The organism is Paenarthrobacter nitroguajacolicus, from assembly GCF_051027655.1.
Lineage (GTDB): Bacteria > Actinomycetota > Actinomycetes > Actinomycetales > Micrococcaceae > Arthrobacter > Arthrobacter nitroguajacolicus.
This window is the reverse complement of sequence record NZ_CP073234.1, coordinates 619,354-644,147: the sequence shown is the minus strand read 5'-3', so window position 1 is coordinate 644,147 and position 24,794 is coordinate 619,354. Positions and strand designations below refer to the sequence as shown.

Below are 24,794 nucleotides of genomic sequence, written 5' to 3'. Positions count from 1 at the left end.
GACTCAGGCCCTCAAGGTCATCACGCTACGAAGAGCCTTCGCACCACACGCCCGTCGGCAAGCGCATCGAGGCCTTCGTTGATCTCCGCCAGCGGCTTGGTGTCGGTGTGCAGTAGTTCCAGCGGTAGCTTTCCGTCCCTCCAGAGTTGCAGGTAGGCGGGAATGTCCCGGGCAGGCACGGAGTCCCCCATGTAGGAGCCCAAAAGCCGGATACCCCTGCCGGCGAACTGCAGCGCTTGGACGTTTAGTTGCTGGTCCGGATGTGGCAGCCCCACGGATACAAGGGCGCCACCACGGTCCAGGAGGCCAAGGCAGGACTCCATAACCTTTGCGCTGCCAACGGCCTCGACGGCCATATCAACGCCCTGCCCGGCGTGCTCCGCGACAAGCGCTGCAGCTGATTCCGGCGGACCGGCAAACCCCGCACCGCATTGCAATGCCAGCTGCTGCTTTTCCTCAAGTGGGTCGATGGCGATAACAGTGGTACCGGGCACCTGAGCGGCTGCCATGACTGCCATCAGGCCCACGGCCCCCAAACCGAACACGATTATCGACTGCCCCGGGTGGAGGTCCCCGGTGTTAAGCACCGCACCGATCCCCGTCAGCGCTGCGCAGCCAAACATCGCGGCAACATCCCACGGAACATCATTGTCTATGGCTACCAAGGATTCACGGGCAACGACGGCGTACTCGGAAAAGGCAGAAACCCCCAGATGATGGTTGATCCGCCTGCCGTCAACGGTTTTCAGCGCGGCCTCACCGTGCAGCAAGTCCCCGCGCCCGTTGGCTTCTGCGGCCCGGTGGCATAACGCCGGACGGACGGCTGCGCAGGAACGGCACCTTCCGCAGCTTGGCACGAACACCACAACCACACGGTCACCCGGCACGAGGTCATCCACGCCGGCGCCAGTATCAACCACGATGCCCGCGGCCTCGTGCCCGAGCGCCATGGGCAGCGGCCTTTCCCGGGATCCGTCAACCACCGACAAGTCAGAGTGGCACAAGCTGGCGCGCTCGATCTTGATCAGAACTTCGCCGGGACGAGGATCCGGCACCGGCAAGTCCTCAAGAACCAAGGGGTTGCTGTTGGCGTAAGGGCGGGTGGCCCCAGCACGATGAAGGACCGCGCTAAGCAACGTCCGCCCCTTCATAGCTTTCCACGCGCCGGCGTTCCAACCTCGGGATGATCTGCTGGAAGCCAATGTCCTGGAAATGGACTGACTCCCGGTGCGCGGCAAACCCTGCCTCGTCTTTATAACGCTCAAGGATCACGAAGTGACCCGGGTTCTCGACACCTTGGAAATAGTCGTAGGACAGGTTGGCTGGCTCAGTCCTGCTGGCCAAGGCAAGCTCACTGAGGAAGCCAGCCACTGCACCCTCTTCACCGTCCCTGACGTGGTAATGCGCGATCACCTGAAAATAGGTTCCGGACATGCTCACATTCCTCTTTTTCTTAGTAGATTCCGCTTATCGGACGGCGAGGTCCCACAACTCAGCGGCACTCGTGGATATGCCCTTGGCACCTTCCTTGAGCGCTTGGGCAACATCGGCCGCCGTCGCCACAAAACCGGCGGCAACAAACGGAGATAAGCCCTTCAGCTCACCCGCGGACAGATGGGACACAACTGGCCATGGCATGAGCTGCACCAAATGCGGTTTGCTCTGTTCTATGGCCACCGTGCTCCGGGGCAGGTTGGATCGGTCCGTGACGAATACCTTCTGCATGGTCACCATGCCCATGGAGTTCGCCCGCTGGATCATTGCAGTCCGGGTGCTCACCACGCCGCGGGTACCGATCTTCCTCAGGTATTCAAGAGCACCCTTGTCCTGCCCGAGGCCCGCGCAGGCATCCATGTTGACGAAAGTGAATTTACCCGCTCGATCCAACACCTTGAGGGCACCGTCAAGCTCGTGCAGTTCCAAGTGCGCCAGAATGCAGATTCTGCAGTCGGACATGACAAACCCCGGTATCGAGTTCGCCCCGAACACCGAAGCAATCACAGGGTTCCTTGTGAGCTGCACTTCCAGCTCCGGCGGGAAATCAATCATCAGCTAATTCTGCTCCATGGACGCCTGCCCGGGCCTGACTCACAGACCCAGCTTGCCCGGGTTGAGCAGGTTTCCCGGATCCAAAGCCGCCTTGACGGTGCGCAGGACACCGAAACCGCTACCGAGCGAAGACTCCATGTAGGGAGCACGAAGCAAACCGACTCCGTGATGGTGGCTGAGTGTTGCCCGGTGTCGAATGATCACCTCATTGGCGGCGTCCCAGGCTGCCCGATACCAGTCAGCCCGGTCCTGAACATCGACGTCGCCCCGCAAGGAGAAATACAGGCAGGCGCCGTCAACATAGGCATGGGATTGGTGTGCCGACCCGGCAAGGGTGCCAGGGACGCTGTTGATGGCCTCAACAACCTCCGCGTAGATCGCCGGAAGGGCACTCCACGGGCCAATCATCTCCAAGGTGTCGGCCACGAATCCGGGGCTCCGTTTGAAGCCCTCGGCGCTCTTTCCCGTCAAGTACCGGGTGTCCAGCCAGCGCTCAAAAATGGCATCGCCGTCCAAGCGGGTGCCTGTGGAAGCACAGATCCGCTCGGCAACGGCCAGCCCGGCGTCAACCAGTTCGCCCGTCCCTTCGTCCGCCACCAGCAGCACGTTGGTGTCGGGCAGGCCAAACTGCACGCCGCTCTCCAAAGCGTCGTACAGCCGGAGCGCAGCCGGCGTTCCGCCTTGCTGCATGATCTGCCTGCAGGCTTCCAGTCCGCCCGCGAAAGTATCGAAACCGTAGGCGATTGCTTGGCCGTAACTCGGCAGACGGTGCAATTTGAAACGTACGCGGGTGATAACTCCGAGGGTGCCTTCGGAGCCGATGAACAGTTGCAGGAGGTCCGGGCCGACGGCGGAGCGGGCGCTGTCGCCCAGGGTCACAAGATCACCATTGGCCAGGACAACGTCCATGCCATAGACCATGTCCTCAACTTTGCCGTACCTGGTGGAGAGTTGTCCGGCCCCGCGGCAGGCAACCCAACCGCCCACAGTGCTGATCGCATATGACGAGGGCCAGTGCCCCATTGTCATGCCGTAGCGGGCTTGGATGGTCTCTTCGAAAACGTCGCCGAAGACACCCGCTTCCACCTCGACGATCTGGCTGGTCTCATCGAAGGAGACGAATTTATCCAAGCCACAGACGTCCAGGACAATTCCTCCGGAGACAGGCAACGCCGCCCCCGTGACGTTGCTCCGGCCTGCCGATACCGTCACGGGAACGTTCTTCGCGTGGGCTATGCGCATGACGGCCTGCACCTGCTCAGTGCTGGAGACGTGCACGATTACGGCGTCGGGGGTTGCCGGGTGTCCACTCGTTTCGGCGATCATGGTTCCGGCCCACCAGTCCCGGGTACCGTCCCGGACCAGCCCGACGTCGGTCACCACCTTCTCTGCTGCGGCAGCAAGCAGTTCCAACGTCGCTCCGTCAACCACACAGGGGCTTGCCGAGGTGTAGTACGGCTCGCCCGGAAGTGCACCAAGGCTGGCGGCATAGTGCGGCTGGGTGGGTGCCCCTACGGTGTAATTACCTCTGTTGTAGCCCCTTTTGACGGCTTCCTTGCTGATCATTTCCGGTTGTCTCCCATCAGGATTGCGCGTTCATACGATGTCTGGTTCTTGTAGTCATTCACTTGGGCTTCCACGATGCTGGCCGGTAAGTCCAGTTCCTTCATGAGTAGCTCGCCCACCCTCGCTGCCGCCGCCGCGGAGGCGTCCCGGGCCATCATCCGCGCCCGGGTTCGGCGGGAGAGGATGTCATCCACGCTCCGAGCCATCTCGTGGCGCGCCGCGTAGATAACTTCCCCCTCCACATAGGGCAGGCCTTCAACGATGGGGGTGTTCAACGACGGATCCTCCGCAAGGATGTCCGTCACGAACCTGGCCTCCGTGCCGTATCTCTCACCAAGGTGGGAGGCGAGGCCCCCCGACGCCACGACGGCTTCGGTGTCGTAGCCCGCAGCACCCAGGAGGTAGGCGTTGGAGGTCCGGCAGCGACGGTTCTGGCCCAACACCTTCTGCGCTGCGTCCACTGTTTGCTGCGCCATGTGCCGGGAGGTCGTCAGTTTCCCTCCAACTACTGTCACCAATCCGTCGTGGTCCGTGCGGATTTCATGGTTGCGCTTGACCTCAATTGTCTTGCCGCCGGGCGGTGCCACCAATGGACGACAACCACCTATGCTGCCGAGTACGTCGCTTGCCTCGATGTCCATGTTCAGCGCGGTTCGGGCACCGTCCAACAGAAAGTCCATCTCGTCCCGGGTGCAATTCACGTCATCCAGATCGCCGGTGTAGTCCTCATCGGTAGTCCCGAGGTACGAGGTGTTTCCCCACCGGGTAATGGTGGCTCGGCGGTTCCTGCCGGGGACAGGGATGGTCACAGTACAGTCATTGCGGATTTTGCTCCAGGGCACTGCGATGTGAACACCTTTGGCCGGGCGAATGCTCGGAGCATCGGCGTCCTTGGCGGCGCCGGTCCAGTCCCGGAGCCAGACGCCGGTGGCGATGACGACTGCTTTGGCGCGTGCGGCAAGTTCCCGGCCGTCTGCTTCGATGACCACACCGTCCACCTTGCCGCTGCGCCTTGTCACTTCGCTGACTTTGGCACCGTTCAAGACCGTGGCACCGTGGAAGGCCGCTGTTCTGGCCAGCGCAAGTGTCAGCCGGGCGTCATCTGCGCGCGCGTCGTAGTACATGAAGCCACTTTCAAGGTTTTCGGCCTTGAAGGTAGGACAGTGGGCCAGCACCTCGTTTTTACTGAGCTTCTGGTGCAGGACGCCTTCCCGCCAGCCACCGGCGAGGTCGTAGGTCCACAGCAGGCTCTCGAAACCCGCCGCCAGCCGGCGGTCGAAGACGCCGTCCTGCGAGAGAACGGGGAACAGGAAGGGCAACCGTTGCACCAAGTGGGCGGCGTTCTTGCGCAGCCGCTGGCGTTCCAGGAGTGAGTGCCGGACAAGGGGCAGATTTCCTTGTTCGATATAGCGAAGGCCGCCATGAATCATCTTGGAGGATTTTGACGAAGTGCCCGAAGCAAAGTCGTCCTTCTCCAGCAACGCAACCCGGTAGCCGCGAAGGACGGCGTCCATCGCAGTGTAGGCTCCCGTGACGCCGCCGCCGACGACGATCATGTCGAACTCACCGCCGTCAAGGGCGTCCAGCTGCTCCTTTCGGTCCAGTTTCAGTGGCGTGTCCGTGACCATTCTGGCTCGATCCAGCTTGGGCTTGCGTGCGGGCATGGAGATCATGTGTTTGTCTTTCTGATGCAAAGTTTCTTGGTGATGGATGCCTGGGGGATGCCAGCAGGCCGCCACTGTCAGGACGCAACAAGGTCAAGTTCCCTGGCTATTCGCGTGTTCCAGGTGTTCCTGCGATCCAATCGATGGTCCGGTGACAGCCGGGGTTCAAAGATTTCGCCGCCGCCGAGGGTCGCTGCAGCTGCATCGAGCGTTTCCCAAAGAAGCCCGTCCGAGCCGGCCATGAATGCTGCACCGCGAAGGCTGGCGGTCTCTGAACGGGGCAGCCGCTGCATGGGCAGGCCTGTCAGATCGGCCTGCATTTGGATCAAGGAGTCGCTGGCTGACATGCCTCCGCCGACGGCTATCTCCGTCACGGCCAATCCGGCTACTTCCTGATTGGCTTCAACGCTGCTTGCCACCGAGTGCGCGATGCCCTCCAGGACAGCGTAGGCAAGCTCCGCCCGGGTGCTGGCCATGGACAGGCCGGTAAGGGAAGCACGGGCTGTGGGTTCCACCACCGGAATCCTGATGCCCGTCAAAGCGGGCACGAACATGACGCCGTTTGCACTGGAGGCTTGCGATGCGAGTTCGCTGATATGACGTGATGAGTCGAACCAGCCAAGGGTGTTACAGATCCAGTCCAGGGCCGAACCTGTGGTGGCAGTGAATGTTTCCACGGCGTAGACGGTTTGGAAGTGCCGTCTCCAGCCCGTCAGTGTCAACGTCCCCTCGTAGAGCCCGGATTTTACCGGCGGGCTGGAGCCGGTAACGAGGTCAACGAAACTTCCGGTGCCATGGACGCACATTGCCTGACCGGCGCGGAGGCAGCCCAGGCCCACCGTACCCGCGTGCTGATCGCCCATGGCTGCCAGGATCGGCAGCTCGATACCCAGCGTTCCGGGGTCCGTGTGCCCAAGCCGGTCGGCATCCTGTCGCAGCTCGGGCAAGAGCTCCCGCGGGAATCCGAGGGCATCGATCCACGCCGTTTCATAGCTGTGACCTGCCAGCACGTATGCGCCGGCCGACGTTGCGTTCGTAGAGGTGGCCACGTAGCTCTTTTCCCGTGTGAGGCTCCACAGCAGCCACGTCTCCACCGTGCCGAAGCCCAGCCTGTTGGCTGCCTGGGCTTCGCGGACGGCGGGAGTTTCACGCAAATGATGGGCCGCCCACAGGTAGGGCGATCGGACGCCGGCGGGGCGTCCAACGGAAGACACCAGACGGTTGTCCCATTCCTTGCCCAGTTCCGCGAGTTCGGCAGCGTGGCGACTGTCCTGCCAGACCATTGCCGGCACCAAAGCCGTGCCCGTGGCAGTGTCCCAGAGCACCGCCGTCGACCTCTGCGTTGCCAGAGCAACCGCAACGAGTTCGACGCCGGCATCAGCCGCCCGGCGCACAACTATCCGGCAAGCATCAATGGTCTTCGCCAATATTTCTCCGGCGTCCTGCTCAACGACGCCCGGCCGGGGACTGGCCACGGCGAGGTGCCGGTATTCCAGTCCATGAACCACTCCGTCACCGGTGACCCAGGCTGCGCGGGTCCCCGTGGTTCCTTCATCGATCGAGAGTATTGCTTGTTGCTTCATGGGTGTCACCTTCTAGACGCGGTTCAACTCTGCCTGCCGTATGTCGCTCTTGAATTGCGGGGCATTCAACTCCTCATCCGGACTGACCGGTGCCCGCGTTGGGTCCCATTTGATGACGCTGCAGACCACGCAGGCGGCCAGCGGAACGATGGCCAGAATGAGGAACGTAGGTCCGAGGCCCAAATTCTGTTTGAGAAGCGGGAACACCAGCAGCCCAAGCGCGGCGCCTGTGCTGCCAAGAGCCCCAATCACCCCGTTGGCGCCAGCCCTGAGCTCGCTCCGGAAGGAAAGCGTGGAAATGCTCTTTCCGTTGGCCCCCGGACCGCCCGAATGGAACAGAATGAAGAGCGACGGGATGAGGAACGCGAGGACGATCGGAAGGCTCTGGTAAAAGAGTCCCAAGAGCAGCAGCATGACGAAGACTGCTCCGAACCCAATGGCGGATGCCTTTCGCAAGCCGAACTTCTTGCCGATTGCCGGTGACAGGAATCCGCCGAGTATGCCGAACAGGTTGAACACCAAGGCCCCAAGCGTGGCGACCACAAAGTCCTGTCCGAAGAGAGTCAGGCTAATGATGGGCAGGTACCAGCCCACTGCGAAGTACTGGATGGACTGACCTATCTGAATGGTCGCTGCCAGAATTGTGCGGGGAAGATAAATGCCACGGAAAATCAACGCAATGTTGGCAAATCCTTTGGTTGCCTGGTTCACGATCGGGGAGCGGTCTTCAACCGGGGCGGCAGAGAATTTCTCCCCGTAGATCTTGCTCATGGAGGCTGCGGCCCGGTCCACGAGGCCCTTTCGGGCAGCCCATGTGGGACTCTCAACCATGTAGAGCAGTTGCGCAATAAACAGCGTTAGCGCCACCACACCGGCAGAACCGACGGCGTAACGCCAGATCGACTCCCCCGCGCCCATGTTGTAGAACATGATCGCCAACAAAAGGTTGGCGCTGACCGCGCAGTACCAAATTCCCTGCCAAGTGTTCAGCCTGCTCTTGAACCGCGCGGGAGTGAACTCGGCGAGCAGCGCCATGGCGATGGCGAAATCGATGCCGTACGCGGCCCCTACAAAGAAGCGACCCACAAGGACGAGCTCGAAGGAGGGTGCAAACGCGGCAAAAGCGGCACCAGCGAGGGCCAGGAACTTGGCAAAAACCAGCGGAGGAATGCGGCCCCACTTGTCGGCCATCCACCCGCCGATGGGGTTGAAAACGATGGCGACCCAGGACGCCAGGGAGGTGAGGACAGCCACCTGCGTGGCGCTCAATTGAAGATCCTTGGTCATGGGGCCAAGGCCGGCGCTGAGCGCCGAGTTGGAGAAGGCATCGAGGAACAGGCCGCCCAAGGCAAGCCACCAAATGAGCCCTGCGCGCCCCGAAATCCCAGGGCGGGCGTCGATGTAGGACACAACATCGTGCACACCGCGGATAACAAAACTGGACATTTCGTCCGACCTCTCTGTCGGGAAACTGCCCCTGTCAGAGGTCACCTTTTTGGGTAGCAAAAAAGGGCAGAAAAAAACCTCCGACAGGAGGTCTCTTTTCTAACCCTGATGAATGAGATCTTAGTCATATTCCGTTCCGCATTGCAAGGGAACAGTGGTGTGGGGGCGGCGAAAAAGTCTTGAGGTTTTCTTGAGGAATTGTTGACCGAACACAGGATTTGTTCTTGATCCGGGCCCTGCACAGTAGTTCTTGTCAGCCAGAGAGGCTGGAAAACGAACGGCCGGCCGGACCACGGTGGCCTCCCGAAAGGACCATACTCAGATGGCCATCAGCCTCAAGACCACCTCCGGTAAGATCCTCGCGTCCGTCGCACTGGTCGGCACCGCAGCCGCAGTGGCAGGCATGGGCACCTACGGCGCCTTCACCTCCTCCACCTCCGCCTCCCAGGCAGTCACCGCCGGCACCGTCACCATCGCCCTCGGAACACCCGGCCCGGCCAACACCCTCAACGTCCCCGTCGCAGGCCTGCTCCCCGGCGACAAAGTCGAAAAGCTCGTCACCCTGGCCAACACCGGCAACTCGGACCTGAACAACGTCACCCTCACCACCTCCGCCGGGACCACCGCGTCCCTGCTCACCACCGATGTCACCAACGGACTGCAGCTGACCATCGAAAACTGCTCCGTAGCCTGGACCGGCGCCGCAGCCCCCTACAACTGCACCGGCACCAAAACCACCGTGGTGGCCTCTTCACCGGTGATCGCCGCGAACAAGGTCCTGAACAACCTCACCTCCCTGACCTCGGCCAAGACCGACAACCTCAAAGTCACCACCGCGTTCCCCACCACCGCGAACAACGACTTCCAAGGCGCCACCTCCACCATCGCCTTCGCCTTCACCGGCACCCAACGCACCGAAACCACCAAATAGACACAGCAACACACCAGCCCCGCCGGGCCTGATCGGTTTCCTTTCCCCCCAGCCCGATCAGGCCCGGCGAGTATCCGTTGAGCACAGGAGAAAGAGAACGATCACCATGAAACCGCAGAAGGGTTTCCTGCGCGCCTTGGTGATTGTCGCCGTCGTCGTTCTTGGCCTGGTAGCCGGACCAACGGCCGCGGTAGCCGCCTTCACGGACAGTGAACGCGCTACCCCACAGTTCTCGGCAGCAACCATCCTTGCCCCGGCCAGTGCCAGCGTGACGATGCGATGCACCTTGGGACTCCACACCACGGTCACTGTAAATTCGTACGGAACGGTGGCGAACGCCAACTACCACGAGGTGAGGGTCTACGACCGCTCCGGCAACCTCGAGTTCACCGGTGACCTCAGCCAAGCCGCGGGAAGATCGTACAGTTCCGGCATCGAGATCATCGGCACCTGGAGCTACGAAATCCGCGGCTACTACAAAGTTCCAGGCTCCAACAATTTCTGGACGGGTAAGCCCCTCAAGGGCACCATGACCTGCTGACTTCCGGCAAGTGCGGTCTAGGAGAAACGCCCCGGACGGAACGTGGCCAGCATCGGGTGCTTTTCACCGCTGAGGATTTCGCCTGACAGCAGCTCACCCGCGATGAGGCCCAGCGTGGCACCGGAGTGCGTGAAGGCTACGAAGCAGCCAGGCACTTGGCCGAGTTCACCGAAGACCGGTTCGCCGTCGCCTGGGATGGGCTTGTAGCCGATCTTCCAGGATGCCGGCTTGAGTTCGGGATTGCCCTCGATGAGCTTGGCGGATTCGTCGGCCAGCTGCTGGACAACTTCATCCGGGATGGTGAATGAACCGTCGGCATGCTCGGTGATGTGCTCCTCGTACCAGTCGTGATCCAGGGCGAACGTATTGCCGGGGTTGGGACGAACAGCAGCCCGGGGCGTATTCATCACTGCGGTGACCTGATGCTCCACCGGCTTGGTGACCACAAGCATGGAAACCGGCGAACCGTTGGGAATTTCCACGCCCAAAGGCTTTACGACGGCGGGCGTCGCGGCACCGCAGGCAACCAGCACGGCGTCAGCGGGGTACGTTTCACCGCCGGTAGTTTCGACGCCGGTGGCGCGGCCGCCGTCGACCATTACCGAGGCCTTGCCGGCTTTGAGGATCAGCTGGCCGCCCAACGCGTGGAATTCCTCCATGAGGAAGTTCACCAGGTCCGGCAGGCTCACCCAGCCTTCGCCGGGGTTAAATATGGCATTCCCGGGGACGGCTGTGGCATCGATGCCGGGCGTCACCGAGGCGATCTCTTCAGGCGCCAACAGCTTGGAGTCGTAGCCAATGGACTTCTCGTAAGCGTGGCGGGCTTCGGTGACCTCGCCCTGCCCGGCCGCATTCCACATGAGGCCGCCCCCGAACTGCAGCCACTCACGGCTGGGGTCCGCGGCGAAGAGTGTGCGGTACCGGTCAACGCCGGCAACGCGCAGCAGGTGGTACGGCGTGGAGCGTTCGCCCGCCGAGTTGAGCCAGGACAACGAACGGCCGGTGGCTTCACTTGCCAGGCCCTGCTCGGTCAGCAGAGTGACGGAAGCGCCCTGGCGGAGCAGGTGGACGGCGGTGGAGACGCCCAGGATGCCGCCTCCGATGACGGCGACGTGCTTGGTGGAGGACATGCGTGATCTCTCTTTCGGGTTCTGAATGCTGAAACGCGCCTATGCGAACGCGTGGATGTTTTCGATGGTCCTGAGGGTTTCCAACGCTTCCGCCGGCTGCACGGGAAGAGGCCCGTGACCACGGAGAGAGGCTGCGAGTTCCCTGTAAAACTGTGGATAGTCGCCCTTTTCGGCCGGGACTGGCGTGGTTGCTCCGTCCACTCCCAGAAGCCCCCAAGACTCCTGGGGTTCTGTGCCGTACGTGGCGTCCGACGGCGTGAGGCCGGCTGCGAGGGCCGGTTCCTGGCTGTCGAGTCCCCACTTGGTGTAGCCGCCTTTGGAGCCGAGGACGTGGAAGCGCGGGCCCACTTGGGCGGCCATTCCGTTCATCCACAGCCGTGTCCGGACGCCCGATTCGTGCCGCAGCGACACGAAGGCCTCGGTGTCGGCGGCATCCGCGTGGGGGCCGTGGTTGGCGGTCTCGCCGTAGCTGTCCTCCACCGGGCCGAACAGCTGGACGGCTTGGTCGATCAGGTGGGCGCCGAGGTCATGGAGGATCCCTCCGCCCTCGGCCAGCGTGGCCGAATCGCGCCAGTTCCCGAAGCCTTCCGGACGCCACCATTCAAAGCGCGACTCGAACGTTCGCACGTCGCCCAGGGCACCGGCCCGCAGCAGCTTGCGCAGCGTCAGGAAGTCGGCGTCCCACCGGCGGTTCTGGAAGACCGTCAGCTGCACACCGGCGTCGGACGCCCGCCCAGCCAGCTCCTCACCGTGGGCCACGGTGGTGACGAAGGGCTTATCCACCACAACGTTCAGCCCATGGGCGATGGCCGTGGCACCGAGTTCAAGGTGCGTAAGCGGCGGCGTTCCAAGGACCACCAGATCCAGGTCCCCGGCTAGGGCGAACATGTCCTCGGGGGTGTTTACGATCCTTGCCTGCGGGTAGAGCCGCTGGGCTTCGGACTTGCGTTGCGGATCTGCTGTGACAATGACGTCAAGGGAGTAGTCCGGGTCCGCTTCGATCAGCGGCGCGTGGAACACCTTGCCCGAGACGCCAAATCCGACGACGGCGGTTCGGATGGGGGCCGCTGCTGGCTGGCGCATCACAGGAGTCCCGCCCATTACAGCACTTCCGAGAGGAAGCGCTGAAGGCGTTCGCTGCGCGGGTTGTCGAAGAGCTCGGTGGGGGTTCCGATTTCCACTACTTCGCCTTCATCCATGAACACCACCTGGTCGGCCACTTTGCGGGCGAAGCCCATCTCGTGGGTGACAACCAGCATGGTCATGCCGCGGCGGCCCAGACCTGCCATGAGGTTGAGGACGCCCTTGACCAGCTCGGGGTCCAGGGCGCTGGTGGCTTCGTCGAAGAGCATGACCTCGGGCTCCATGGCCAAAGCCCGGGCAATAGCGACGCGTTGCTGCTGTCCTCCGGAGAGGTCGCGTGGCCGGTGATCAGCGCGTTCTGCGAGGCCTACTTCGGCCAGGCGGCGCCGGGCGCGTTCCCGGGCCTCCGACTTGGACATTCCCTTGACGCTCCACAGGGCCAATGCCACGTTTTCCAGTGCAGTGTGGTCCGGGAAGAGGTTGAAGTGCTGGAACACCATACCGATACGTGCCCGGAGGATGTCCGGCTTGACCTTGAGTGCGCTTTCGCCGGCCAGCAGCACATCGCCGCTCTTGGGTTCATGCAGGCGGTTTACACCGCGAAGTAGCGTGGACTTTCCTGAACCGGAGGGGCCAATGATGCAGGTGGTGGTTCCCGGCGCCACGTTGAGGCTGACATTGCGGAGAACCTCAACGTCCCCGTAGGCCATGGTCAGGTTTTGCAGTTCCAGGCTGGAGCCGTGGAACTTTTCAATGTCGCTGGTCGGCTGGTTGGTGCTGGTGGCACTGCTGCTTGTGAGGTTCACGTGTTGCTCCCGGTGATGAGCGGCGAGGCCGCATCGAGTTCCTTGACTTCCTTCAGCCCACTGGTGGGTGCCGTGGGACGACGCCGGCCGGTGCGGAACTTGTTGTCGAAGTAGTTGACCAGGTGGGTCAGGGGCACCGTGATGATCAGGTAGAAGATGCCTGCCATGACCAGCGGTGAAAGGTTGCCGGACAGTACTGCTGCGTCCTGGCCCACCCGGAAAAGTTCACGCTCACTGACCAGGAGTCCAAGGAAGTAGACCAGCGATGAGTCTTTGACGATTGCGATGAACTGGTTCACCAAGGCGGGAAGGACCCTGCGAATGCCTTGCGGCACCACCACGAGGGCCATGGACTTGGAGTAGCTCATTCCCAAAGCCCGGCAGGCCTCCCCCTGGCCCTTATCAACGCTTTGGATGCCAGCCCGGAAGATCTCACCGATATAGGCACTGGCGATGAGGCTCAGGGCGATGATTCCCAGCGGGTAAGGCGAGGGTCCGAAGACCGACTGGCTCAACCGCGCAAATCCCTGGCCGATCAGCAGGATGGTGAGGATAGCGGGCAGGCCCCGGAAAAGGTCTGTGTAGATCCTCGCCGGGATTCGCAGCCACTTGGAGCGCGAGATGCCCATGACCGCCACCACCATGCCCATCACTACGCCGAGGATGGTTGCTGCGATGGAGATGATCAGGGTGTTGAGAAGGCCAACTCCGAGGAGCTGGGGCAGTACTTCGACCATGGCATCAAGGTCGAAGAACGTGCGGCTGATGGTATTGAGCCAATCCATTGAGTGCTCTCAGACGTTAGGTGTTTTGGGGCTTACTTGCTGGCGGTCGGAGCCGGGCTGGAGGTCTGCTCGGCCTTCGGAAGGTACTGCTCCGGCATCGGCGAACCCGGGAACCACTTCTCGTAGAGTTTCTTCCAGGTGCCGTCTTCCATTGCTTCGGCGAGGCCCTTGTTCAAGGCTTCCTTGAAGGCGGGCTTGTCCTTGGCGATAGCGAAGCCCGCCGGTGCGTCGAAGGAGGGGATGTCCGCGGCACTCACTAGTCCGAACTGCTCCTGGTATTCCTTGGCTGCCTCGTAGTCCAGGAAGTGGGCGTCCACGGAACCGCTGTTGACTGCGGAGATGGCGGTGTTGTTGTCCGGGAAGCGGACCAGCTGCGCCGAGGTGAAGTTCTTGACTGCGTAGGCTTCCTGCAGGGTGCCTTGGACCACGCCCAGGCGCTTGCCGTTGAGGCCATCGGCGTCGTTGATGCCTGAGGTCTTGGTGGTGATGACCGTCAGGTATCCGGCGAGGTAGCCGTCGGAGAAGTCCACGGTTTCCTTGCGCTTGTCCGTGATGCCGATAGCTGCAACGCCGACGTCGAACTGGCCGTTGGCCACGGCTGCCAGGAGTCCGGAGAAGTCCTGTCCGGTGAAGACAACTTTGTCTACGCCGGCGCGGTGGGCCACGTCCTTGAACAGTTCCACGTCGAAGCCGGTGAAGTTACCGGAGCTGTCCGTGAAGGTGTATGGCTTGGAGTCTCCGAGGCTGGCTACACGGATGGTGCCGGGCTCGATCAGCCCGTAGGGGTTGTCCGCGGAAGGTGAGGAGCTGGCGGTGGATCCGCCGCAACCGGAGAGGGCGAGGATGGCCGCCAAGGCTGCTGCTGCGAGCGCTGCCGGGCGGAAATTCAGTTTGATCACAGCGTTGTCCAATCGTGGGAGGGAAAGCGGTGCTGTCAGGAGCCGCTGAAGTTATTGCTCGATGCGGGGTCTTGTTGAGTCCGGTCTCAGCCCCTAGGATTGAGACCGGACTCACATCGATTGATAGAAATGTAGCGGAACTCACAAAGCCGCGTCAACACCCCTCCTGAAAGGTGAACATGAGCACTGACGGATCCCGACGGCGGGACGTGACGGTTGCCGACGTCGCCAAAGCCGCGAAAGTGTCCAAGGCACAAGCGGCCCGCGCGTTGGGCAATTACGGCGCCGTGAGCGATGAGGTTCGCGAGCGCGTCCTCGCCGCGGCCGAGGAGCTCGAGTACCGGCCCAACGAACTCGCGCGCAGCATGAACACCGGCAAGTCGAACACCATTGGCGTGGTGGTGGGCGACATCGAAAACCCCCACTTCGGACTCGCCATGAGGGGCATCACGGACACCGCCAAGAAGAGCGGCTACAACGTCATCCTCATCAACACGGACGAGGAACGGGCTGCCGAAGTGGACGCCGTTCGGGTGCTCCTGGACAAGCGGGTGGACGGACTCATCGTTGCTCCGGCCTCCTCAGTGGAAACCTCCCACCTGCAGCAGGTCCGCGAGTCCGGGCGCCCCCTGGTCCTGCTGGACCGCGCCGCCGCAGGGGTTGACGTTGAGACCTTTGCCGTGGACATGGGAAGCATTTCCTACGAGTCCACCAAGCACTTGATCGAGGCCGGGCACCGGCGAATCGCCTTCGTCTCCACCGTCCGCACCGAAGCCCCCTATGTTGCAGGGATGGAGTTGGACTCTTCGCAGATCTCAGACCGCCTGGACGGAATCCACCGTGCGTTCGATGAAGCAGGCCTCCCCCATCCCACTGACCTCGTCCGGCTTAATGCAGGGGACGCCGACTCCATCATGCGGATCACGCAGGACCTTCTGAGCGGACCGGACGCCGCCACGGCCATCATTGCCTCCGACGGCCTGATCGCCCTGAGCGTGGTGGAAGCCATCCAGCAATCAGGGCGTTCCGTCCCGCAAGACGTCTCGCTCCTCATGTACGACGATTTCGCTTGGACCCGCCTCACCACTCCCCCGCTCACCGTCATCTCACAGCCCGTCTACGACATGGGAATTGCCGCAGCCTCAGCGCTGATCAGGCAGATTGAGGGCAGGAAAGCTGCCGGGCCCGGCCCGGATCTGGTGGCAACCTTGATAAAGCGGGGATCCGTCGGGGCGCCCAAGGACGCTGAGGTGCTCAGCCAGGCGGGCGGCTAAAAGCCAGCACAAAGCACGCAGGACGCATTGAAGACCTAAATTGGCAGCCGCATGTTATCCGCAATTATATAAAGTGCAAGTCACACAGCCGACGCTTTACTTGAGCCCCAAATAGATCCGTAGAACACATATTTGCGGTGCTTGCAAGTCAACAATTAATACAAATATTACGTGCGCGATAGAGTCTGGGCACGCCAACCGAAGAAGGTTGAATTCGGAATGGCTGGCATCATGGCCTGCGTTTAACTGGAGGCAGAAACAAGCCAATTCGCGCCGAAGCCGGCCTCTCACCCCCGGTCCATGCAGAGAATCTGATTCCCGAGAATTACTAAAGTCGAGGGAGAGACGGCACTTGGGCTGGTGTGAGCTGTTGCACATGCGGCCTATTGATGCGTTAGGCTCACGGTATCTAGATATCAAGGGGGTGAAATCTATGACTGAAACTATTGCAACCGCAGCAGCTGAGAAGGCTGTCACTGCAGAGGCCGAGAAACTCGACTCCGTATTCGAGCTCGATCTTTCCGAAGTACAGCCCATCGCCGCACGTCGGCAGGGATGCGTGATCATTCTTTGATCTGTTAAATGGTTCAGCTCACCCTTTGGGGTGAGCTGAACCATCTCAAAAGGAGAACGACGGCGTGCGAATAGCCCGTGCACATGCATTACAAATTCAATCAATGGGCGGAGAGTTAAGGCTGACCTCCGCCACAGCCCGGCAATGGTATAAAGGGAAATTAGATCCACGCTTGGTGATGTTTCTTTCAAAGTTGGGCAAGTGGACTCAGCCTGATTCTGCAGCCACAACTCTGGCTGGCATGGTCGGCATCACGCATGAACGGGCACTCGAAGAAATATCTCGCCTGGAGAGAGCCGAACTGGTCATTCGCGAGACGCCGGAAATGATCGCCCTGACAAAGGCCCAGCATATTTGGGGTCAGGCCGGCTGGGCAGCCGCCTTCGAATACCAAGTCGCATCCGATAGCGCCGAACGCCTCGACTATACGAATCAGACGGGCCAGCAGCAGGACGTCGGGCTCATGCACCAACAGCGCAGGCTTGGCCCCCCGGCCCCCTCCCACTATCTTGATCTCCTGCACCATCCGGCCTCTTCGCTCCCTCAGCCGCGATCCACGCTGAGCGTCGATTATGGAGAGGTTTTTCGTGCCGCGAACGATCAGCAGCCTCCCGCGGGAGTTGCACCCATGCAACGACTATCGGATCTGCTGTACTACTCCTTTGGACAAACCGGCAGTAAACGCCTGCCGGTTTCAGGCACCCACGTGATGAAAACGTCACCCAGTGGAGGCAGCCGACACCCCACTGAGGCTTACGTAATCCTCTTCGCGGAAAATAGTCAGGGTTCAGTCAGCCATTACAGCGTGAGAAATCACGCCCTGGAGCCCTTGGGTAAAGAAGTTTCGCAGCAGTGGGTAGATGATCACATACTGGAAAAGCCCGAATGGATCACGGGACCGCTGTCAATGATGATTATTCTGACGAGTGTGGCTGAGCGAAACATGCACCGGTACCGCGAAAACTTCACCTATCGACCGCTGCACCATGACGTTGGGCATGTCATTGAAACCACCAATCTTGTAGCACACTCTTTGGGTTACACCACTCTTGCCGGCTACTCATTGATGGACAATGCGGTATCAGAACTCTTGGGGAACCCGCGAATTTCAGAGCCATCAATGGGCTTTATCGCCGTTAGGGAGAGCAAGTCATGGAGCTAATAACCCTCAATCGTTGCTGCAGAATAAGGATTGATGAGCGGCCTGGAATTGATTTGCTGTTGGAACGTAAGTCTTTCACTTTACCGTCGGCCGAGCTCATCGCGCCACTGCTTGAGAGCAGCAAGCCTCGCTCCTATGAGGCCGTCGTTAGCTCATTTGTCAGCGCACTCGAGAACCACAATCCGGCAGATGTCAAGACATTTGTAGACAGCCTGCTAAAAGCTGGTGTTCTTCAAGATGCGCTGGAGGATAATCCACTCTTGGACGAGGCAAAGCTCTGGCATAGCTATGGCTGGACCGATGCCCTGGTTTTCCATTGCCTCTCCGATGAGTTCCCCCGAAGCGACGTCCCGGGGACGGAACACTTCGTCCCGATCGAGGAATCGCTGAAGGAAGACATCGCCATTGCCGGGACACCTGAGTTTTGGCGATACAGAGCTCAGGACTATACGGCACTGCCAGAGGCTAGTGACGCTCCCGTGCGCGACCTTGCCGAGGTCCTCCTCGCAAGGCGGACGCACCAGCCGTGGACGGGAGCCGCGTTTAGCGCTCAGGATTTGAGCCGGGTATTGCGCGACGTGAACGATCCCCTGTTGCGTCTTCGTCAAGCTGCAGAGGATGACCACGAAGGTGATCCTGGCGCGCTACTCCGTAATACTTTCGGAGATCTCGAGGCCTATGTAGCAGTGCACGACATCGATGGCATCGCGCCGGGTCTGTATCACTACGACCCGAAGGACCATGCTCTGGGGGTGATCCGTCAGGGGGACCACAGGGAGCTGCTTCAGCGCACATTTGTCGGTCAAACGCCGGCCGGGCAAGGACGGTGCGCGATCATCATCTCAGTTGTTTGGTCCAGGCTGATGTTCAAGTACAGGTCCAATCCAAGAGCATATCGAGGCCTAATGACCGTGGTAGGTCAACTCGCTCAGCGATACCTTGTGAGCTTTACGGGATTTGGCCTAACAACTTTCCCAACTCCGGCGCATGTGGCAGAGCGGGCCGACGCCCTACTGGGCACTGACAGACTCGAGGAGTCCGCTCTCTATCTGGTGTCTGCGGGTTGAAATTGACGTCCAACCCGTGTGCATCGCCAAAGATTCGCAGCTATTTGGTAGACGCACTTTGTTTTCATGCGGCCTCGAGCGAGGGGAATTACCCGGTACCGCCCCAACCTTCGGTCGGGGAGTATTCGGTTCACCCTCCGCTGCAGGAGAGGCATCACGGAGCGGGGCTCGAGAGGCTGTCAGAGATTTTGGCATGCCGCTCCTCGGAACGAATCAGACGGAGAGTGATTACACCTCAACTTGTTGAGGACACACTGCGTGCAGGACAAGGGCTTCCCGCCACCGGCCGACGGGCTTATCCGTCACCCGGAGGCACCTATTCCGTCTCACTTGCGTGGATTGGTTTTAGGGGCAACCCCGCTGTGGGTATCGCTACACTGCAACCGGATGGAACTGTCGGCTGGGAGCAGCAGGCAATGACTTTGGAGTCGGGAGAGAACCTTCTACGAGTGTCGGCGTTTCCCGCCGCAACGGCTCAGGGAGCTTTCCTGCTTACCGGGGACTTGGAGTCCGTTGGTCAGCGCTATGGCGAACGTGGATATAGGTACATGCTTCTTGAGGCTGGCCACATTGCCCAAAACCTGGTGTTGGCACTGTCCTTACAAGGAATTGCATCCTGTCCCATCGGAGCGTTCGATGACCAAGTTGCCAACGAACTTCTCGGCCACGACAAAGACTCCCTTAATCTGCCCGTATACACGATTGCCTTGCCATGAGTGTGGAGTTTGGCACGAAAGGCCGTGGAGTGCGTTGCCCGGGATGCATAAGTCTCTGGACTGTTGAGGCTGCGCGGGCAGGGTTAGGAGTGGACAGGGCAAAGGACCCCCTGAGACCAGGGCTGGCCCATCCGGATTGTCTGGAATCACATGTATTCACTTCATTCGATTTCGGCCACAGTTTGGAGTGGGTGGCTCCTCCCTACGGCCCCGTGCTGCGCTGTTCAACGCAATTTCAGCAAGCCTCGGGCCTGTGGCTCTCCGACGTTGCGTTGACATTGCCTGCCGGCTCCCGGAACGTAGCCATTGTTGCAGGAGGAGCAGGACCTACCCGCATGGAAGCGGTATGCAAAGGCTGGTTTGAGGGCCTTGAACGTCGATCTGCTCATACTCGGCCCCGCGGTCAAGTCCGGCTATCAGTTCCGAACACTAATGAGTGGGCTTTACATGGGGCCTCCTACGTTTCCGATGGTCAAACAGGTACTGTTCCAGTCCCGAGCTGCCAACTTCCGAACGACAGCATCGGTTTTGCACTTTTTGATACGTACGAGGAAGCCGCCGCGCGGGCACTCCTTGAAGTCTTGGAAAGGTCCATGCTGGATGACTGGTGGGCGGCCACTGACAGCGTGCGGTGCAGTGAACATTCCCATGCAGCAACCCAGCGCCTCGGCGCTTTGGACGTTGATGGGAGCGGTGCGGAGGTTTGGCACTATCAATGGGAAGGGATAACCGTGACTGGTTGCCTATGGTGGTGGAGCGACGACGAGTCCACGATTTCGTGTTCTTTTGGATCGGCTGCCAGCCCGGATGCCGCGATTGCTACTAAGGCTGCGGTGGATGAATCGAGTCATCTCCGTCACGGAAGCGACCTCTACGTCGTTGACGGCCGACCGGTCTTTGGACCGTCTTACCCGCCCGCGTCGCTTCCGCCTCAATACATTGACGAGCTTCACGAACATTACCCCCTTGGAGAATGCCATTTGAAAGAAATCCGACCCAGCAAACCCCTAGCCCAGCTGGGCGATGAAGTGCGCGCGGTGGTCTTGGACTACGGAAACTCCCTAACGGATTCGCTGGGCCTTCATGTCCTGCGAACGTGGGTTCCAGACATGAGAAAGTTCTCTTTGGAATCAACGAATACGGCCGGTTTCCGGGCTACTTTTGCGCCTGGCCATGCTGGATAAGCGGCTGTTCGTCTGCAAGTCGTTCGCTTTGGTGCGCATTGACGACTCGTGGGTCGTAGAGCAGACGGGGGGCGAACGACCTGCTCGTAGGCTGTCGACCATACCGGCTTGGCTGGGGCGGTTACTTACTGTTTTGTCCGCCTGGGAGGTTGTCGATGCCGCCAACTCCGTCACGCTCGCGCAGCTGTCGAACGTACATCCAGCTTCAATTTCCGACTGTTTGGAGCAGCTGCTTCGGTTGGGCCTGTTGCACGAACAAGTGTGTCTTTTGGAAGGCGAGCGTGACACCGCACGGGCACGCGACTATCAATTTTGTTCAAGCAGCAAGCGCCCCGACTATACAGATCCCGCGACAATCGGAAACGACATACAGGAGATGAATCGGTGGGCCAGCGAGGACGCACCGCCTGCGGCCTGGAAACAACATCAACGTCGGGACGTCATCCCTCTGCCGGTTCCAGGTCTTGCCGCCGCTACAGGAAGCCATGCGAAGCTTGGAAGCTTTCTGTACCTGTGCCACGCAGTTCTGGCCGATGCAACGATCGGCGCACTTCCACGAACACTTCGCGCAGTGCCCTCACATGGAGCATCACACCCCTTCGACCTGACTTTGAAATTTCCCTCAGAGCAAGGTTCCGGGAAGGAAGTCTCTTTCGCATACGATCCCGGGCTACATGCTTTGGTTCACATTGACGGTGCTTTGGTTCCCAAGGTCAGGGAAAGTCCTGCCAAAAGCGCGGTCAGGATAGGAATCCACCTTTCCATAGAGCGGGTGCAATTCAGGTACCGAAGCAGCCTCGCTTACCAAACCATCTACTTGGACTTAGGTCATCTCATCGAGACCATGACTTACGCTGCTATCGCTTCGGATAGTACTTTGTCCATCCCTGAAATGCCCGTGGTTCCTTTTACAGACCGAAGCTACCCAGGCGAGCTTGTGGCCGAGGCTTTTTGGTGTTCTGCGACTGGCCCGCTCTCAGCACGTGCAACATCTGCGTCAGTGGGCTGAAAGCTAAGATCATGAACCACTTAGACGAACTTCCGGGCATACCCTCAACCACCCTGATGGACGCCTCTTGGCGGGCAATGAATGCGAGGGTCGATACGGCTGTGGAATTGCCAGTATCCACTCCTCTGGAACTGGACAGGGTCCGGTTTGAGTTTTGCAGCGAGTGTCATGATGAGGCACAAGTTCTGGGCGAGAAGCTCCCCGGGATTACGAGCCGCTTGTACGGTTACAGCACACGACGAACACATGCGTTCCTACCCGTAGGTGTAATGCATCACCGTGACATCACCACGGATGCTCTGCACCGTGTGCGCTTCCAGCATCCGGTGGATAGCAGGCTTCGGGGATACGCCATTCGATGCCGCCACGATCATTCGGCACGTACGGACCCGACTGACTGGGACGCTGACATCTTCCGTTTGGGTGTGTACTCCTCTTCCCTCGCCTTTGAAGGTCCCTTGCGCTGGCGCCCCCGCACGTCCGCGCTGCTCGATCCGATGAAGCTTGTCACCTATCAAGAGATGTTCGGGCTGATCGCGGCTCTGATCGCCGTTGGAGGGTCAATTGAAACCGCTAATCGGTGGCTTGATGTGCTCTCATCAGCACCAGCCAGCCGCGGTCTGTTCACAGATCCAGGCCTCCTCCAAGTTGCCGATTCCGGACTAGGCGTTGTGGGCCTCTACCGAACCCTCACTTCAGCAACCGCCAACCTGCTCACAGAAAGCCCTACCCCGCGATGAAAGTCCTACTAACACGCTCCTCCGAGCTAGGCTTTGAAATAGCTGCAGCCGGTGGCCATCACTTGGAAATTGACGTGGCGGCCATAAATTCGGCCGAAGCCCCGGCAATCTCCACTGCAGTGGAAACTGCTCTCGGCGTCACTGCCTATCCTTTGTGGGAGTTCGCTTGTCGCGACGAAAGTGTGTTCCTGTGCGAGGTTGATCAGTCATATTGGTCAAAGTTCACTTGGATCAGCTTGGAAAACGTCTCCTGGATTACTTGTCTCTCACGGGCAGGTGCGGACATTGCCCGTGAACTGAATCGCGTCGCGGAACCAACCGCCGTGCCGTTTGTCCCGTGGCTTCGCCAAGGATGGATCAGGGAACTGCAAGCCCATCTGGAAAAGACATTCGGGGACGACTGCCTTATCCAACCCCATAAACTGCGCTGCGACACCCTGGTCATCAGAGTAGCGACAAATCAAGGCGAATTCTTTGAGGTGCGTGCAGAGACGCAGTACTCGAAGGAATACCCCGCGCCACTCCCGCACACGATGCTTCGGTCCATGCTTCAACGTCCCCTAACGCAGGAGTGGCTTTCTCTGAATGTGCAGGTATACAAAGCACCGCTCGGAGGCGGGCTCAGTGAGCAACCCGATTGGGAAACCGCGCTGACAGCCTATGCAAGGGCCCAGCGATGGATAGGCGAACAATTTATCGAGCCAGTGCTGGTAACCTCTGGCTCTTCAATGACGCCGCAAAGACCAACACGGGTCCCAAACCTTGAACTCCCCGCTAACAGCCATGACATGCACGCGCTCCGAGATGCCGCAGCAGCTGTCCTGCAATTGCTACCTATGACAAGCGTTTCTTCAACACTGGCCTTGTCGCCGTTCGAAGCGAGCATCGAAGCAGATGGACTGCGAATCGGCAGTTGGGAACACGTGGCGTTCACCCATCCTTTGGAGGCGTTAACCCCGTTCCTTGCGGGCGTGGGCGCGGAGAATCGGCCCCCGGTATCCAAAATAGTTGAGTGGTGGTCTCTCGGACGGGGTCAGTCTGAGCCCCGGATCACACAACGGGACCTCAGCGCAGCACTGGCTCTGGCAGCATTGAGACGTGCCGCAATCCTTTTGGAGAGAGGCCAGTCACTCAGGTTGTTGGGAACATCGCTGCAAACTGAAGTGACAGCTTGGTTCAACTACGCCAAACTACACGGATCGCGTATTCAGTCGTGAAGCTATCAACGAGGAGCCAGGCCAATACGGGTTCCAATCTGACAAACCATACCCGGCAGCTTGCCAAGCTGGCTTTACCGCTCACTGCCGGAATGCTCGCTCCACTCCTGATCGGAATAGCGGACGTCCTACTGGTGGGTCACGTCTCCGATGCAGCTCTCCCCGCTGTGGCTTTTGGAATCACCCTTTACATGTTTGCAGTGACCTCCAGCCAAGCGATTGCTATTACGCATCAAGTGGTTGTACTTCGACCCTTGGGCGATGACAACAGACTGCTCGCTTCATATTTGTTGTGGCGCTCGCTCGGCATAGTACTCATTACGTCGCTGACGTGGGTGGCTCTTATACTTGCGTTCGCATCACCGCTGGCGGAGTTGATGCTTTCAAGCCCAGCCAGTAAAGCCGAAGCCGTGGCTTGGATCAGCGTCAGGGCTTGGGGCTTGCCTGCGGTCAGCGTCGCCATGGTTCTTTCAGTTCATCTGCAAGCATCGCTGAAACCGATCTACTCAGTAGTAAACAGCATCACGTCGAACACTCTAAATGTGGTTGCTTCAGCCTTCCTCATTTATGGCTTCGGGATGCTGCCCGCGTTGGGCGTTCAAGGATCCGCTTATGGGAGCATTCTGGCCGAGGCCTTCAGCGTCACATTCATGGTTATTACCTATGCGTTTTTGCGTCCGATTAGCTCTCCAGGCAGCTGCTGGAGGAATGTCATCCGCATTGATTTGCCTCGGGACTATCGCCCTATTCTCGTATCAGAATTCGGTAACGTTATCAGCCTCAATACCAGCGAGGTGGCCTTCGTAGCCATTCTCGCAGTGGTGGGCGACGCAGCCCTGGGCGCGGGCCAAGTAGCTATCACCGTCATGGACGTACTGACGGCCCTGGCTATAGCGGGAGCTACTGCGTTTCAAATCCTTGAGGGTAGGGACGGCGGGCCTGGAACCAGTCTTTTCAGCTGGAGGCCACACGTACTCATCCTTGTCATCTTCATCTTGCTCGGCGCTCTGCTGGGTACTTTTACTCAAACTGTGGCGTCCTGGTTCACAGACGGAAGTCTTGCATCTCTGACTGCCTCCGGCTTGGTTCTTGTGGCTGTTTCGTCCCCGCTGATTTGGCTAAGCGCACAATCGGCCGCGTATCTTCGAGCCTGGCGTCGCTCAAAAACAGTTCTCGTGGCGACAACTTTAGCCGCATGGGCTGTTCAAGTTCCTTTGGCTTTCCTCCTCGGCATCGTTCTGGATCTAGGACTGACAGGAGCCCTCATTGCCTACGTGGGCTATCACCTCGTCCGGGTTTTGATCCAGGGCTTGGCCATTTCCAGGCTTGTCCGCGTTACAGCCGAGGCTGGCAACCCCTAGGCTCCCC

23 protein-coding genes are annotated in these 24,794 nt (G+C 60.1%); 11 read left to right on the top strand and 12 right to left on the bottom strand.

Going from position 1 to position 24,794, the window contains the following annotated elements; translation table 11 throughout:
- Positions 1–20: 20 nt before the first annotated feature.
- From KCX59_RS03275 to KCX59_RS03245, 7 genes are all read right to left on the bottom strand, one after another.
- Positions 21–1,151, bottom strand: a complete 1,131-nt coding sequence (locus KCX59_RS03275; RefSeq protein WP_179020036.1) for an alcohol dehydrogenase catalytic domain-containing protein — start codon at positions 1,149–1,151, stop codon at positions 21–23.
- A complete protein-coding gene (locus KCX59_RS03270) occupies positions 1,129–1,434 on the bottom strand; it encodes a putative quinol monooxygenase (RefSeq protein WP_091465124.1) in 306 nt (101 codons plus the stop codon). Before KCX59_RS03270 ends, KCX59_RS03275 begins: the two co-directional genes overlap by 23 nt.
- Positions 1,435–1,467: 33 nt before the next feature.
- Positions 1,468–2,049, bottom strand: coding sequence for a glycerol-3-phosphate responsive antiterminator (locus tag KCX59_RS03265; RefSeq protein WP_178996715.1), 582 nt, complete (start codon positions 2,047–2,049; stop codon positions 1,468–1,470).
- A 39-nt stretch (positions 2,050–2,088) separates the two neighbouring features.
- The gene (locus KCX59_RS03260; RefSeq protein ID WP_179020038.1) at positions 2,089–3,615 is read right to left on the bottom strand and encodes an FAD-binding oxidoreductase; all 1,527 of its coding nucleotides are present in this window, start codon (positions 3,613–3,615) and stop codon (positions 2,089–2,091) included.
- Positions 3,612–5,288 carry a glycerol-3-phosphate dehydrogenase/oxidase gene (locus KCX59_RS03255; RefSeq protein ID WP_179020040.1) on the bottom strand — a complete coding sequence of 559 codons (1,677 nt, stop codon included), beginning with the start codon at positions 5,286–5,288 and terminating at the stop codon, positions 3,612–3,614. Before KCX59_RS03255 ends, KCX59_RS03260 begins: the two co-directional genes overlap by 4 nt.
- A gap of 68 nt (positions 5,289–5,356) precedes the next feature.
- Positions 5,357–6,862: an FGGY family carbohydrate kinase gene (locus tag KCX59_RS03250; RefSeq protein ID WP_179020042.1), complete on the bottom strand. Its 1,506-nt coding sequence runs from the start codon at positions 6,860–6,862 to the stop codon at positions 5,357–5,359.
- Positions 6,863–6,874: 12 nt separating this feature from the next.
- Complete coding sequence (locus tag KCX59_RS03245; RefSeq protein ID WP_179020044.1) at positions 6,875–8,308, bottom strand: MFS transporter; 1,434 nt, start codon at positions 8,306–8,308, stop codon at positions 6,875–6,877.
- A 322-nt stretch (positions 8,309–8,630) separates the two neighbouring features.
- On the opposite strand from KCX59_RS03245, the gene KCX59_RS03240 reads away from it, so the two are divergent.
- The gene (locus KCX59_RS03240; protein WP_218649141.1) at positions 8,631–9,239 is read left to right on the top strand and encodes a TasA family protein; all 609 of its coding nucleotides are present in this window, start codon (positions 8,631–8,633) and stop codon (positions 9,237–9,239) included.
- Between the two features lie 106 nt (positions 9,240–9,345).
- Positions 9,346–9,780 (top strand): SipW-dependent-type signal peptide-containing protein, encoded by a 435-nt coding sequence (locus tag KCX59_RS03235; protein ID WP_179017865.1) that lies wholly within the window; start codon positions 9,346–9,348, stop codon positions 9,778–9,780.
- Positions 9,781–9,797: 17 nt separating this feature from the next.
- On the opposite strand, the gene KCX59_RS03230 is transcribed toward KCX59_RS03235, so the two are convergent.
- From KCX59_RS03230 to KCX59_RS03210, 5 genes are read right to left on the bottom strand one after another with little or no spacing between them, the layout of a single operon-like run.
- Entirely contained in the window at positions 9,798–10,910 is a 1,113-nt protein-coding gene (locus KCX59_RS03230; protein ID WP_179017866.1) for an NAD(P)/FAD-dependent oxidoreductase, read from the bottom strand.
- 39 nt (positions 10,911–10,949) lie between these two features.
- Complete coding sequence (locus KCX59_RS03225; RefSeq protein WP_179017867.1) at positions 10,950–12,011, bottom strand: Gfo/Idh/MocA family protein; 1,062 nt, start codon at positions 12,009–12,011, stop codon at positions 10,950–10,952.
- Complete coding sequence (locus KCX59_RS03220; RefSeq protein ID WP_364307663.1) at positions 12,011–12,799, bottom strand: amino acid ABC transporter ATP-binding protein; 789 nt, start codon at positions 12,797–12,799, stop codon at positions 12,011–12,013. The genes KCX59_RS03225 and KCX59_RS03220 overlap by 1 nt, the downstream gene beginning before the upstream one ends.
- On the bottom strand, positions 12,796–13,584 hold the full coding sequence (locus KCX59_RS03215; protein WP_017198419.1) for an amino acid ABC transporter permease: 789 nt from the start codon (positions 13,582–13,584) through the stop codon (positions 12,796–12,798). The genes KCX59_RS03220 and KCX59_RS03215 overlap by 4 nt, the downstream gene beginning before the upstream one ends.
- 32 nt (positions 13,585–13,616) lie before the next feature.
- Positions 13,617–14,483 (bottom strand): ABC transporter substrate-binding protein, encoded by an 867-nt coding sequence (locus KCX59_RS03210; RefSeq protein ID WP_091465104.1) that lies wholly within the window; start codon positions 14,481–14,483, stop codon positions 13,617–13,619.
- Between the two features lie 179 nt (positions 14,484–14,662).
- Here KCX59_RS03210 and KCX59_RS03205 point away from each other — a divergent pair, with 179 nt between their 5' ends.
- From KCX59_RS03205 to KCX59_RS03165, 9 genes are all read left to right on the top strand, one after another.
- Positions 14,663–15,757, top strand: coding sequence for a LacI family DNA-binding transcriptional regulator (locus KCX59_RS03205; protein WP_178996592.1), 1,095 nt, complete (start codon positions 14,663–14,665; stop codon positions 15,755–15,757).
- 433 nt (positions 15,758–16,190) lie between these two features.
- Positions 16,191–16,331 (top strand): hypothetical protein, encoded by a 141-nt coding sequence (locus tag KCX59_RS03200; protein WP_179017868.1) that lies wholly within the window; start codon positions 16,191–16,193, stop codon positions 16,329–16,331.
- A gap of 64 nt (positions 16,332–16,395) precedes the next feature.
- Entirely contained in the window at positions 16,396–17,493 is a 1,098-nt protein-coding gene (locus KCX59_RS03195; RefSeq protein WP_179017869.1) for a SagB/ThcOx family dehydrogenase, read from the top strand.
- Positions 17,484–18,560 (top strand): SagB/ThcOx family dehydrogenase, encoded by a 1,077-nt coding sequence (locus KCX59_RS03190; RefSeq protein WP_179017870.1) that lies wholly within the window; start codon positions 17,484–17,486, stop codon positions 18,558–18,560. Before KCX59_RS03195 ends, KCX59_RS03190 begins: the two co-directional genes overlap by 10 nt.
- Positions 18,561–18,784: 224 nt before the next feature.
- Positions 18,785–19,276 carry a SagB/ThcOx family dehydrogenase gene (locus KCX59_RS03185; RefSeq protein ID WP_179017871.1) on the top strand — a complete coding sequence of 164 codons (492 nt, stop codon included), beginning with the start codon at positions 18,785–18,787 and terminating at the stop codon, positions 19,274–19,276.
- Positions 19,273–20,460 (top strand): YcaO-like family protein, encoded by a 1,188-nt coding sequence (locus tag KCX59_RS03180; protein WP_434122623.1) that lies wholly within the window; start codon positions 19,273–19,275, stop codon positions 20,458–20,460. The genes KCX59_RS03185 and KCX59_RS03180 overlap by 4 nt, the downstream gene beginning before the upstream one ends.
- A gap of 1,278 nt (positions 20,461–21,738) precedes the next feature.
- Complete coding sequence (locus KCX59_RS03175; protein WP_179017873.1) at positions 21,739–22,209, top strand: hypothetical protein; 471 nt, start codon at positions 21,739–21,741, stop codon at positions 22,207–22,209.
- A gap of 74 nt (positions 22,210–22,283) precedes the next feature.
- Complete coding sequence (locus KCX59_RS03170) at positions 22,284–23,426, top strand: hypothetical protein (RefSeq protein ID WP_218649384.1); 1,143 nt, start codon at positions 22,284–22,286, stop codon at positions 23,424–23,426.
- Positions 23,427–23,518: 92 nt separating this feature from the next.
- Entirely contained in the window at positions 23,519–24,787 is a 1,269-nt protein-coding gene (locus KCX59_RS03165; protein WP_179017875.1) for an MATE family efflux transporter, read from the top strand.
- The last annotated feature ends 7 nt before the right edge of the window (positions 24,788–24,794 follow it).

Excerpts from the sequence above, each read along its gene's own strand:
- KCX59_RS03200 (WP_179017868.1), top strand. The coding sequence starts at position 16,191 with ATGACTGAAACTATTGCAACCGCAGCAGCTGAGAAGGCTGTCACTGCA.
- KCX59_RS03205 (WP_178996592.1), top strand. The coding sequence starts at position 14,663 with ATGAGCACTGACGGATCCCGACGGCGGGACGTGACGGTTGCCGACGTC.
- KCX59_RS03180 (WP_434122623.1), top strand. The coding sequence starts at position 19,273 with ATGAGTGTGGAGTTTGGCACGAAAGGCCGTGGAGTGCGTTGCCCGGGA.
- KCX59_RS03235 (WP_179017865.1), top strand. The coding sequence starts at position 9,346 with ATGAAACCGCAGAAGGGTTTCCTGCGCGCCTTGGTGATTGTCGCCGTC.
- KCX59_RS03275 (WP_179020036.1), bottom strand. The coding sequence starts at position 1,151 with ATGAAGGGGCGGACGTTGCTTAGCGCGGTCCTTCATCGTGCTGGGGCC.
- KCX59_RS03225 (WP_179017867.1), bottom strand. The coding sequence starts at position 12,011 with ATGGGCGGGACTCCTGTGATGCGCCAGCCAGCAGCGGCCCCCATCCGA.
- KCX59_RS03165 (WP_179017875.1), top strand. The coding sequence starts at position 23,519 with ATGCTCGCTCCACTCCTGATCGGAATAGCGGACGTCCTACTGGTGGGT.
- KCX59_RS03175 (WP_179017873.1), top strand. The coding sequence starts at position 21,739 with ATGCATCACCGTGACATCACCACGGATGCTCTGCACCGTGTGCGCTTC.
- KCX59_RS03260 (WP_179020038.1), bottom strand. The coding sequence starts at position 3,615 with ATGATCAGCAAGGAAGCCGTCAAAAGGGGCTACAACAGAGGTAATTAC.
- KCX59_RS03270 (WP_091465124.1), bottom strand. The coding sequence starts at position 1,434 with ATGTCCGGAACCTATTTTCAGGTGATCGCGCATTACCACGTCAGGGAC.
- KCX59_RS03240 (WP_218649141.1), top strand. The coding sequence starts at position 8,631 with ATGGCCATCAGCCTCAAGACCACCTCCGGTAAGATCCTCGCGTCCGTC.
- KCX59_RS03250 (WP_179020042.1), bottom strand. The coding sequence starts at position 6,862 with ATGAAGCAACAAGCAATACTCTCGATCGATGAAGGAACCACGGGGACC.
- KCX59_RS03190 (WP_179017870.1), top strand. The coding sequence starts at position 17,484 with ATGGAGCTAATAACCCTCAATCGTTGCTGCAGAATAAGGATTGATGAG.
- KCX59_RS03255 (WP_179020040.1), bottom strand. The coding sequence starts at position 5,288 with ATGATCTCCATGCCCGCACGCAAGCCCAAGCTGGATCGAGCCAGAATG.
- KCX59_RS03265 (WP_178996715.1), bottom strand. The coding sequence starts at position 2,049 with ATGATTGATTTCCCGCCGGAGCTGGAAGTGCAGCTCACAAGGAACCCT.
- KCX59_RS03230 (WP_179017866.1), bottom strand. The coding sequence starts at position 10,910 with ATGTCCTCCACCAAGCACGTCGCCGTCATCGGAGGCGGCATCCTGGGC.
- KCX59_RS03215 (WP_017198419.1), bottom strand. The coding sequence starts at position 13,584 with ATGGATTGGCTCAATACCATCAGCCGCACGTTCTTCGACCTTGATGCC.
- KCX59_RS03245 (WP_179020044.1), bottom strand. The coding sequence starts at position 8,308 with ATGTCCAGTTTTGTTATCCGCGGTGTGCACGATGTTGTGTCCTACATC.